This is a genomic window from Kitasatospora sp. NPDC057512, from assembly GCF_042802135.1.
In the GTDB taxonomy this organism is placed as follows: domain Bacteria; phylum Actinomycetota; class Actinomycetes; order Streptomycetales; family Streptomycetaceae; genus Kitasatospora.
In genome coordinates this window covers 1-10,703 of record NZ_JBHVET010000247.1, presented here as the reverse complement: position 1 = coordinate 10,703, position 10,703 = coordinate 1, and the positions used below count along the sequence as shown (strand labels likewise).

Sequence of the window (10,703 nt, the reverse complement as noted above, 5' to 3'; positions counted from 1 at the left end):
GGTACAACGACGGGGCCCGCCCGAGGTCACGCGGCGGTGGTCCGGCGGGTGTCCCGGCCGGTGGTTCACCCCGCCGGCGCCCGGCCGGCGGGGTTCACCCGGGGGCGCTCAGCCCTTGGGCCCGGGGCGCTCAGCCCTTGAGCCCTGAGGCGCTCAGCCCTTGAGCTCGGCGGCGACCAGCTCGGCCAGCTGGACGGCGTTCAGCGCGGCGCCCTTGCGCAGGTTGTCGTTCGAGACGAACAGCGACAGGCCGTTGTCCACCGTCTCGTCCACCCGGATGCGGCCGACGTAGCTCGGGTCCTGGCCGGCGGCCTGGAGCGGGGTGGGGATGTCGGACAGCTCGACGCCGGGGGCGCCGGTGAGCAGCTCGACGGCGCGCTCGGGGCTGATCGGGCGCTCGAAGCGGGCGTTGATCTGCAGCGAGTGGCCGGAGAAGACCGGGACGCGCACGCAGGTGCCGGAGACCTTCAGCTCCGGGATGCCGAGGATCTTGCGGCTCTCATGGCGGAGCTTCTGCTCCTCGTCGGTCTCGTTGGAGCCGTCGTCCACGAGGGAGCCGGCCAGCGGCACCACGTTGAAGGCGATCGGCCGCTGGTAGACCTTGGGCTCCGGGAACTCGACGGCGGCACCGTCGTGGGCGAGCGCGGCGGCGCCGAGCTCGACGACCTTGGCGGCCTGGTCCTGGAGCTCGGCGACGCCGGCCACACCGCTGCCGGAGACGGCCTGGTAGGTGGAGACGACGAGCGCGGCCAGGCCGGCCTCCTCGTGCAGCGGGCGCAGCACGGGCATGGCGGCCATGGTGGTGCAGTTCGGGTTGGCGATGATGCCCTTGGGGCGGTCCGCGACGGCCTCCGGGTTGACCTCGGAGACGACCAGCGGGACCTCGGGGTCGCGGCGCCAGGCGGAGGAGTTGTCGATCACGACGGCACCGGCCGCGGCGACCTTGGGGGCCAGGGCCTTGGAGGTCGAGCCGCCCGCCGAGAAGATCACGATGTCCAGGCCGGTGTAGTCGGCCGTGGCCGCGTCCTCGACGGTGACCTCGGTGCCCTGCCAGGGCAGCGTGCGCCCGGCCGAGCGGGCCGAGGCGAACAGCCGCAGCTGCTCCACCGGAACGTTGCGCTCCGCCAGGATCTCGCGGACCACGCCGCCGACCTGGCCGGTGGCACCGACAATGCCGATCTTCATCTCCGAGTACTCCTCTGAAAGGTGCTGTTCACAGCCGCACTCCGCCCATCATGCCTTGTCACGGGCGTCGTACGACCTGGCGTTCCACGACGTGAGAGCGCAACTAGTGGTCCAGACCACTGGCGAGGGCCAGCGCGGCGCGGACCTCCGCCTCCCCCGCCGGCAGCAGCGGCAGCCGCACGTCCGGGGTCGGGATCCGGCCCTGGGCGTGCAGCACGCCCTTGGTCACGGTCGGGTTCGGCGCCGTGAAGGCGGACAGCGCCAGCCCGGTCAGCCGGTGCCCGAGCGCCCGGGCCCGCGCCACGTCCCCGGCCTGCCAGGCCTCGGTCAGCTCGACGAACCGGGCGGTCGCCAGGTGCGCGGAGGCGAGGATGCCGCCGGCCGCGCCGAGCGCCAGCATCGGCGAGAGGAAGGCGTCCTCGCCGGTCAGGAAGGCGAACCCCTCGGGGGCGTCGGCGAGCAGCTCGGCGGCCGTCTGGTCCAGCCCGCCGGTCGCGTACTTGACGCCCACCACGCCCTCGATCGCGGCGAGTTCGCGCAGCGCGGCGGTGGAGAGCTGCTGCCCGGTGCGGTACGGGATGTGGTAGACGACCAGCGGCAGCGGGCTACTCGCGGCCAGCGCCCGGAAGTGCGCTACCGTCCCGGCCTCGCCGGCCCGGACGAAGGACGGCGTGGTGACCAGCGCCGCCGCCCCCGGCACCCGCGCGTCGAGCGCGGCCAGCGCCTCGCCGACGGTCCGGGTGTCGCCGCCGGAGGCGCCGACGGTCAGCTGCGCCCCCCGCGCGGCGCAGGCGGCCGCGGCGACGTCGACCACCGCGTCCCGCTCCCCGGCGGTCAGCGCGGCCGGCTCGCCGGTGGTGCCGAGGGCGACCAGCCCGGCCGCCCCGGCGTCCAGGACCTCGTGCGCGAGCTTCTCCAACGCGTCGAGGGCGACGGAGCCGTCGGCGGCGAAGGGGGTGATCAGGGGGACGTGGATGCCCTTGAGTTCCATGCCCACGATCCTGCGGCCCGCCGATCGCCCAGGTCCAGTTCACATTTCCGACGCTTCTCGTAAGCTCAGCCGATGCTCGGCCAGGGCCTGCCCCCGAACGCCCCGCGGACGCGAGTGCGAGAGCAGGCCCTAGCCTGGACGGATGCTGGACGTCCGACGCCTGCGCCTGCTGCGCGAACTCGCCCACCTCGGCACCATCGCGGCCGTCGCCGAGGCGCTCTCCTTCAGCCCCTCGGCGGTGTCCCAGCAGCTGTCCGTCCTGGAGAAGGAGGCGGGCGTCCCGCTGCTGGAGCGCACCGGGCGGCGGGTCACCCTCACCCCGGCCGGGCGCAACCTCGTCCGGCACGCCGAGGCGGTGCTCGCCCTACTGGAGCAGGCCGGCGCCGAACTCGCCCACGCCAAGCGGGGGTTGGCCGGTCCGCTGCGGATCGGCACCTACCCCTCGGCGGCCCGGGCGATCATCCCGGCGGTGCTCGCGGAGCTGGCCGGCTGGCACCCGGGGCTGGAGCCGATGGTCACCGAGGTGGACCCGGCGGCCGTCGGCGCGGCACTGCGGGCGGGCGAGCTGGACGTGGCGCTGGTGCACGAGTACGACCTCGTCCCGACCGACCCGGAGCCGGGCCTGGCGGTCACCCGTCCGGTCTTCACCGAGCCCATGTACCTGGCCGCCCGCGTCCCGGGTACCGTCGCCGAGCAGCGCGGCGCGCCGTGGATCATGTCCTCGCCCGGCACGCTCTGCCACACCATGGCCGTCCGCGCCTGCGAGGCGGCGGGCTTCGCGCCCCGCATCCGGCACCAGATCGACGACTTCACCACCGTGCTGGCCCTGGTGGCGGCCGGCCAGGGCGTCGCCCTGGTCCCCCAGCTGGGCACGGCCGGCCTCCCGCCCGGCGTCGTCCTCACCCGCCTGCCGATGTACCGCCGCACCCGCGCCGCGTTCCGCGCCGGCGCCGGCTCCCACCCGGCCATCTCCGCCTTCGTCTCGGCCCTGCACACGGCCGTCCCCCCGGGCCTCGGCGGCGGGGCCTGACAGGCCCCGCCCCCGTACGCGGAAACGCCCGGGCCTTCGGCTCCCGTCCTAGCCCGCCAGGCAGCTCGGCCCGAGCAGCTGCTTCAGGTCCCCGAACAGCGCCGGGTCGGACTTCACCCGGTGCCGGTCGAGCCGCAGCACCGTGGTCTTGTCGCGGCCCTCCAGCCGCACCCGCACCTCGGTGGTGCCCCGGTGGCTCCCGAGCACCTCGCCGAGCCGGGCCACCAGCGGCGGGGTGACCTTCCCGCTCGGGATGAGGATGGTGATCGGCGCCTCGGCGTGCGCGTTCGACAGGTCGGGGACGGACAGCTCCATCCCCATCAGCCGCGGCACGTCCTCCCGCTTGTCCAGCTTGCCGCGCACGAAGACGACGGCGTCCTCGGCCAGCTGCGAGGAGACCAGCTGGTAGCTGGCCGGGAAGAACATGCAGTCGATCGAGCCCGCCAGGTCCTCGACGGTCGCGATCGCCCAGGCGTTGCCCTGCTTGGTCATCTTCCGCTGGAGGCCCGAGATGATGCCGCCGATGGTGACGATCGTCCCGTCCGGCCGCTCCGCGAGGTCGGCCACCGCGCAGTCCGCCTTGTCGGCGAGCACGTGCTCGATGCCGTGCAGCGGGTGCGAGGAGACGTACAGCCCGAGCATCTCCCGCTCCTGGGTGAGCAGGAAGGACTTCTCCCACTCCTCCTCGGAGAAGACGACGTCCAGTCCGAAGCTCGGCTCCTCGGAGGCGGTGTCGCCGCCGAAGAGGTCGTACTGCCCGACCGCCTGCTTGCGCTTCACGTCGACGACGTTGTCGATCATCGGCTCGAACTGGGCGCTCAGGCCCTTGCGGGTGTGGCCGAGCGAGTCGAAGGCGCCGGCCTTGATCAGCGATTCGACGGTCCGCTTGTTGCAGACCACCGACTCCACCTTGTCCAGGAAGTCGGGGAAGGACGCGAACTTCCCCTTGGCCTTCCGGGTCCGGATCATCGAGTCGACGACCGGCCCGCCGACGTTGCGGATGGCGGTCAGGCCGAACCGGACCAGGGTGTCACCGTGCGGGGTGAAGTCCGAGTCCGACTCGTTGACGTCCGGCGGCAGCACCTGGATGCCCATCTTGCGGCACTCGTTGAGGTAGACCGCGGACTTGTCCTTGTCGTCCTTGACGGAGGTGAGCAGCCCGGACATGTACTCGGCCGGGTAGTTGGCCTTGAGGTAGGCGGTCCAGTACGAGACCAGCCCGTAGCCGGCGGTGTGCGCCTTGTTGAACGCGTAGCCGGAGAAGGGGACGAGGACGTCCCACACGGCCTGGATGGCCGCGTCGGAGTAGCCGCGCTCGCGGCAGCCCTTCTGGAAGGGGACGAACTCCGCCTCCAGGATCTCCTTCTTCTTCTTGCCCATGGCGCGGCGCAGCAGGTCGGCCTGGCCGAGCGAGTAGCCGGCCAGGATCTGCGCGGCCTTCTGCACCTGCTCCTGGTAGACGATCAGGCCGTACGTCGGCCGGAGCACCTCCTCCAGGGGCTTCTCCAGCTCCGGGTGGATCGGGGTGATCTCCTGCTGGCCGTTCTTGCGCAGCGCGTAGTTGGTGTGGGAGTTGACGCCCATCGGGCCGGGCCGGTACAGCGCCAGGACGGCGGAGATGTCCTCGAAGTTGTCGGGCTTCATCAGGCGCAGCAGCGAGCGCATGGGGCCGCCGTCGAGCTGGAAGACGCCGAGCGTGTCGCCGCGGGCGAGGAGTTCGTAGGTCGGCTTGTCGTCCAGGGGCAGATCAAGCAGGTTGATCTTGACGCCCTTGTTCTTCTCGATCGCCTTGACGGCGTCGTCCATGATCGTCAGGTTGCGCAGGCCGAGGAAGTCCATCTTGAGGAGGCCGAGGCCCTCACAAGTCGGATAGTCGAACTGCGTGATGGTGACGCCGTCGGTGTGCCGGGTCCAGACCGGGATGTGGTCGGTCAGCGGCTCGGCGGACATGATGACGCCGGCGGCGTGCACGCCGGGCTGGCGGATCAGGCCCTCGATGCCGCGCGCGGTGTCGATGACCTTCCGGACGTCCGGGTCGTTCTCGTACAGCCCGCGGATCTCGCCGGCCTCGCTGTAGCGCGGGTGCGAGGAGTCGGTGATGCCGGAGAGCGGGATGCCCTTGCCCATCACGTCCGGCGGCATCGCCTTGGTGATCCGGTCGCCCATCGCGTACGGGTAGCCGAGGACCCGCGAGGAGTCCTTGATGGCGGCCTTCGCCTTGATGGTGCCGTACGTGACGATCATGGCGACCTTGTCGGATCCCCACTTCTCGGTCACGTAGCGGATCACGTCGCCGCGCCGGCGCTCGTCGAAGTCGATGTCGACATCGGGCATCGAGATGCGCTCGGGGTTGAGGAAGCGCTCGAAGATCAGGCCGTGCGGGATGGGGTCGAGGTCGGTGATGCCCATCGCGTACGCGACCAGCGAACCGGCCGCCGAACCACGGCCGGGGCCGACCGCGATGCCCTGGCTCTTGGCCCACATGATGAAGTCGGCGACCACGAGGAAGTACGCCGGGAACCCCATCTGGATGATGGTGTCCATCTCGTACTCGGCGAGCTTCTTGTGCTCCTCGTCGTACCCGTTCGGGAAGCGCCAGTCCATGCCCTTCCACACCTGGGACTTGAAGAAGTCCGCCTCGGACTCGAAGCCCTCCGGGATCGGGAAGCGCGGCATGAGGTTCTTGAACTTGAACATGCCCTCGGTGTCGACCCGGGAGGCGACGAGGAGTTGGCTGTTGCGGCAGCCCTCCTGCCAGGCGTCCGAGGAGTCGAGGGCGTACATCTCAGCGGCCGACTTGATGTAGTAACCGGTGCCGTCGAAGCGGAAGCGGTCCGGGTCCGAGAGGTTCTTGCCGGTCTGGACGCAGAGCAGCAGGTCGTGCGCCCCGGCGTCGGCCTCGGTGGTGTAGTGCGAGTCGTTGGTGACGACCGGGGGGATGCCCAGCTTCCGGCTGATCTCCAGCAGCCCGTCGCGGACCCGCTTCTCGATGTCGAGGCCGTGGTCCATCAGCTCCAGGAAGTAGTTGTCCTTGCCGAAGATGTCCTGGTAGTCGGCGGCGGACTTCAGCGCCTCGTCGAACTGGCCGAGGCGCAGCCGGGTCTGCACCTCGCCGGAGGGGCAGCCGGTGGTGGCCATCAGGCCGCCGGACAGCTCGGCGATCAGCTCCTTGTCCATCCGGGGCCACTTCACCAGCCAGCCCTCGGAGTACGAGCGCGAGGTCAGCTTGAAGAGGTTGTGCAGGCCCTCCTTGTTCCGGGCCCAGATGGTCTTGTGGGTGTACGCGCCGGACGCGGAGACGTCGTCCCGCTTCTGGTGCGGCTGGCCCCACAGGATGCGCTTGGTGTTCGAGCGGGACTCCGGGGCGACGTACGCCTCGATGCCGATGACGGGGGTGATGCCCGCGTCGGTCGCCTGCCGGTGGAACTCGGCGGCGCCGTACATGTTGCCGTGGTCGGTCATGGCCACGTGGGTCTGACCGAGGCGCTCGACCTCCTTGAACATCTGCTTCAGCCGGGCGGCACCGTCCAGCATCGAGTACTCGGTGTGGACGTGCAGGTGCGCGAACGGCTGGTCGCTCAAGGCGGGGCCTCCGGAGGCTCTGGTGCTGATCTGGCGGTCCGGCGAACGTGCAGGTCACAGGGTTTTACCCCTGGAAATGGAGGTGGCCCGGAGCGCCTCGCGGGGCCCGGACCATCACTCACACGTTCACGCGTCCACTCTAGCCCCCGGGGCGACCGACCGGTCCGCCCGGAGTGGTCCCGGCAAGTCGTGCCCCGGCGGCCTCACGGACTTCCGGCTCCTCCATCGGATCGTCCCGCAGACGGGCCAGGCGGTCGCGTACGCCGGGCCGGTCGGGGGCGTGCTCGACGGCGAGGAGCCGGGCTCGCGCCTCGCAGTCCCACAGCGACTCGGTGTACGCCTCGGCCGTGCCGGCGGCCCCCATCGCCGCCAGCGCCTCCAGGTAGTCGGCGCGCTCGTACGAGTGCGGGGTCCAGAGCCAGAAACGGCGCAGCAGGGAGACGGCGCCGGCCGCCTCCGGGCCGAAGCGGGCGAGGCCGCGCGCGAGATCGTCCGGGCCGCACCAGGACCGGTCCACCCACCGCCGCTCCAACTCGGCGATCAAGGCCGGGATGTCGCTCTCGCCACCGTGGGCGGCCAGCACCTCGTGGCCGAGCCCGGAAAGCCACGCCTGCTCCGCAGCCGCCCACTCCCGGGCCGCCGGCACGGCCTGCCCGGCCAGCCGCTCGACGGCCTTGCCCAGCAGCGGCAGCGGTCGGGTGCCGTCGGCGGCGCCGAGGCCGGGGACCAGCTGGATCAGCGCGGGCTCGGGCGGGCGGAGCGAGAGGGCCACGAGAGCGGAGGTCTTGGCGCCCTCGGGCGCCACCGGATCGCGCAGCAGGGCCAGCAGGCTCGCACTGTCCCGCTCCGGGTACGGATCCGGCCGCCGCACCGGGCGACGCGCGGGCGGCTCGTCCTCCTCCGGTACGAAGTCCGGCAGCGCCGCCCGGGCTTCCGCCGAACCGGCGAGCACCAGCAGTTCAAGGACGCCGGTGGCCCGGTCGCGGGTGTCCTCGTCCTGGGCCGTCGCCATCTCGACCACGGGCCCGAGCGGGAGTTCCAGGTCCCGGATCAGCCGGGCCAGGTAGAGGTGTCGGTCGTCCACCTGCGAGTCCCAGCGCCAGTCCCAGCGGATGCAGCCGTGGACGAACTCGGCGACCGACGCCGGATCCTCGGCGGCTATCCGCGCGCCCTGTCCCCGGCCGCGCTGGAGGAGGCCGAGGAGGGTGGTCGGCGGCGCGTAGTGGTCGCTGTGCATGGGGTCCATCGTGCCGCAGCCCCCGGCGCGGGGCGGCGGGGGCTGGCGGGGTCAGGCGTCCTGGTCGGGCGGCGGGGCCGCGCGGAGGGCGGTGACGACGCCCAGGGCGACCGTGGAGATCGCGAGGGCGAGGAGGACGGCGAAGGCCGTCCCAATCAGGTATCGCACGCGGTCCTGCGCTCGGCGTCGAGGAGCAGGGTGAGGAGGTTGAGGAGAGTTGAGGCCGGCGCCGTGTTGAAGCGGACGAGGACGCGGCCGTCCATGGTCCGGTCGGTGCCGATCGAGGGGAAGATGAGGCCGAACTCGCGTCCCCGCTCCACGACTTCCTCCAGGAGGGAGTGGACGTGGTCCTCGGTGTAGTAGCGGATCCGGGGGTCGGTCGGCAGCATCGGGTGACGGCCGGGGCGGTAGATCATCAGACGGTGCCCTTCCGCAGCTCAAACCAGACGGATTTGGCGCGCTCGTGGGGGTCGACGCCCCAGCCGTGGGTGAGGGCGGCAACGAGCTGGAGGCCCCGGCCGGACTCGGCGAGCAGGGACAGCGGCGGGCTGGAGGGCAGGACGGGGCTCTCGTCCGTGACGGAGACGCGGAGGACGTCCCCCTCGGAGATGATCTCGACCAGCGGCGCGGGGGTTTCGGTGTGCCGCCAGGCGTTGACGAGGAGCTCGCAGAGCGCGAGCTGCGCGTCGAAGATCGGCGAGGCGGACCAGCCGACGCGGGTCATGGTGTTGCGGAGGGTCTGCCGCGCGACCGCGATGGTGGGGGTGTTGATCTGACGCATGGGAGTTCTCCCGAGGCGTGAGTGAGGGGGAACCGGCGGAACATGTGTCGCCGTGAGCCAGGCCGTGGAGAAGGACATGGCTGCTCTGCGGTGCTTGCTAGCAGGCGTTACTGACGATCCGTCGGACCGATGTGACATCGACCATAACGCAGGAACTACTTAATTTTAGGTTGTTCTGCCGAAGTTCCCTCTCCCGAGGGACAGATGGCCCCATCGCGTGCTGGCGAGGCAGACTGTCACCATGCCTGGTCGCCAGAACCCAACCCTTCGTCAGCGCCGCCTGGGCGCCGAGCTACGGAAGATGCGCGAGCAATCCGGCCTCGGTGGCAGCCAGCTCGCTCGTGCACTTGGCGTGAGCGCTGCCCAAGTGACACAGATGGAGAACGGAAAGACCAGCGTAAACGTGGACCGACTCCGGTCCTTCGCGGCAGCCTGCAAGTGCATAAACCCGCCCTTGATCGAGGCTCTGGAAGCCATGGTCCGGGACCGCTCCAAGGGCTGGTGGGAGAAGCATCGAGGCGCTGTCCCGGACGGCGTCCTTGAGAACGCAGAGTTTGAGAAGACCTCCCGTGAACTCATGCTGTGGCTTCTCACCCACATGCCCGGCCCCTGCCAGACCTTCGACTACGCCTCAGCTGTCTTTGGACGCGTCTTTCCTCCGCTGCCTCAACACGAGCTGGAGGCCCGCACCGCGTTCAGGATGCAGCGCAAGGCCGAACTGCGTCGCAGTCCGAAGCCCCTGACCTTCTTCATCTACGAATCAGTACTGTGGACGCGGTTCGGCGGCACGCCGATCCTCAAGGAACAGCTCTCCTCCCTGCTCGAAGACTCCGAGTTGCCTTGGATGACCATTCGCGTGGTCCCGTTCGACATCGAGACCTTTCCCGGGCCCGCCGAGAACCTCACGTACTCGTTCGGTGCGGTCCCTGAACTCGACACCGTTGAACGGGAGTCCTCCCACGGTCCCGAATACCTCGATGCCGTCAGCGAGCTGGCCAGCTACCGGGCCATCTTCGAACGCACCGAAGCATCGGCGCTGAGCGAGGATGACTCCCGCGACTTGATTCGCAAGATCGCGCGAAACCTGTGAAAGGGCCCGACATGACCGACACCGAGTGGCAGAAGTCCTCCTTCAGCGGCAACGTCGAGAACTGTGTGGAGGTCCGTACGGTGGGTTGGGCAGTCGAACTCCGCGAATCCGACGAAGGGCACCTCACCATCCGCAGCACCCCTACCGCCCTCGCCGCCCTCCTCCTCGGCGTCAAGGCCGGCGAATTCGACCACCACGCCTGACACTCCACACCATCCATGCCCCCTCGCCCGCCCCGGGCGAGGGGGCGTAGCTCGTTCAGGTGACGGCGTGCCGAGGCCCCTCCCCCGGCTTCCTCCGAGCACGTACAACTGTCCTGCACCTCGCCCGCATCGCGAAGGAATGACAGTCATGGCCCAGCTGGAGTCCGGTCTCTACACCATCCAGAGCGGCGACGCCCGGATCGGCCGCGCCCGTCACGAGGCCCTGGACCTCTCCCCCAAGGCCGTCTTCGCCAACACCGACGACCAGGACGCCGTCTGGGTCGTCGAGGCCTACCCCAACAACCACTACCGGCTCTACGCCAAAGGCGCCCCGACCGCCGTGGAAGACCTCAAGCCCGCCGGCCCGCTGGTCTCCCTCCTCCTCGACCAGGGCGACGCCCCCGAGTGGGAGCTGATCCCCGTCGACGGCGTCCCGGACACGTACCGGATCAAGTCCCCCCAGGGCTCCTCGTGGACCGTCCTCGAACCCGGCCGGCAGAGCCGGATCGAGGTCATCCCCGCCCTCGAAGGCTCCACCGCCTTCACCTTCGCCCGCATCGGCCGCTGATCCGACCCTCGCCCCCTCCAGCGCGGGAAGTCGGCC

The 10,703-nt window shown here is 70.7% G+C and carries 10 protein-coding genes; 4 read left to right on the top strand and 6 right to left on the bottom strand.

Annotation, left to right across the window (positions count from 1 at the left end):
* Positions 1-153: 153 nt before the first annotated feature.
* Both ACFU6K_RS17990 and ACFU6K_RS17985 read right to left on the bottom strand, forming a co-directional pair.
* The gene (locus ACFU6K_RS17990) at positions 154-1,185 is read right to left on the bottom strand and encodes an aspartate-semialdehyde dehydrogenase (protein WP_380664083.1); all 1,032 of its coding nucleotides are present in this window, start codon (positions 1,183-1,185) and stop codon (positions 154-156) included.
* 103 nt (positions 1,186-1,288) lie between these two features.
* Positions 1,289-2,176 (bottom strand): dihydrodipicolinate synthase family protein, encoded by an 888-nt coding sequence (locus tag ACFU6K_RS17985; protein ID WP_380664081.1) that lies wholly within the window; start codon positions 2,174-2,176, stop codon positions 1,289-1,291.
* A gap of 142 nt (positions 2,177-2,318) precedes the next feature.
* On the opposite strand from ACFU6K_RS17985, the gene ACFU6K_RS17980 reads away from it, so the two are divergent.
* The gene (locus ACFU6K_RS17980; protein ID WP_380664079.1) at positions 2,319-3,206 is read left to right on the top strand and encodes a LysR family transcriptional regulator; all 888 of its coding nucleotides are present in this window, start codon (positions 2,319-2,321) and stop codon (positions 3,204-3,206) included.
* Between the two features lie 48 nt (positions 3,207-3,254).
* Here ACFU6K_RS17980 and dnaE read toward each other — a convergent pair whose 3' ends face one another.
* The 4 genes from dnaE to ACFU6K_RS17960 all read right to left on the bottom strand — a co-directional run bounded on the left by dnaE (position 3,255) and on the right by ACFU6K_RS17960 (position 8,806).
* Entirely contained in the window at positions 3,255-6,788 is a 3,534-nt protein-coding gene (dnaE, locus tag ACFU6K_RS17975) for a DNA polymerase III subunit alpha (protein WP_380664077.1), read from the bottom strand.
* Positions 6,789-6,927: 139 nt separating this feature from the next.
* A complete protein-coding gene (locus tag ACFU6K_RS17970; protein ID WP_380664075.1) occupies positions 6,928-8,025 on the bottom strand; it encodes a hypothetical protein in 1,098 nt (365 codons plus the stop codon).
* Positions 8,026-8,180: 155 nt separating this feature from the next.
* Complete coding sequence (locus ACFU6K_RS17965) at positions 8,181-8,441, bottom strand: hypothetical protein (RefSeq protein ID WP_380664073.1); 261 nt, start codon at positions 8,439-8,441, stop codon at positions 8,181-8,183.
* Entirely contained in the window at positions 8,441-8,806 is a 366-nt protein-coding gene (locus tag ACFU6K_RS17960; RefSeq protein WP_380664071.1) for an ATP-binding protein, read from the bottom strand. The genes ACFU6K_RS17965 and ACFU6K_RS17960 overlap by 1 nt, the downstream gene beginning before the upstream one ends.
* Positions 8,807-9,047: 241 nt before the next feature.
* On the opposite strand from ACFU6K_RS17960, the gene ACFU6K_RS17955 reads away from it, so the two are divergent.
* The 3 genes from ACFU6K_RS17955 to ACFU6K_RS17945 all read left to right on the top strand — a co-directional run bounded on the left by ACFU6K_RS17955 (position 9,048) and on the right by ACFU6K_RS17945 (position 10,667).
* Positions 9,048-9,896 carry a helix-turn-helix domain-containing protein gene (locus ACFU6K_RS17955; RefSeq protein WP_380664069.1) on the top strand — a complete coding sequence of 283 codons (849 nt, stop codon included), beginning with the start codon at positions 9,048-9,050 and terminating at the stop codon, positions 9,894-9,896.
* A gap of 11 nt (positions 9,897-9,907) precedes the next feature.
* Positions 9,908-10,099 (top strand): DUF397 domain-containing protein, encoded by a 192-nt coding sequence (locus tag ACFU6K_RS17950; RefSeq protein ID WP_074000925.1) that lies wholly within the window; start codon positions 9,908-9,910, stop codon positions 10,097-10,099.
* Positions 10,100-10,247: 148 nt separating this feature from the next.
* Positions 10,248-10,667 (top strand): I66 family serine proteinase inhibitor, encoded by a 420-nt coding sequence (locus ACFU6K_RS17945; RefSeq protein ID WP_380664067.1) that lies wholly within the window; start codon positions 10,248-10,250, stop codon positions 10,665-10,667.
* Positions 10,668-10,703: the final 36 nt, after the last annotated feature.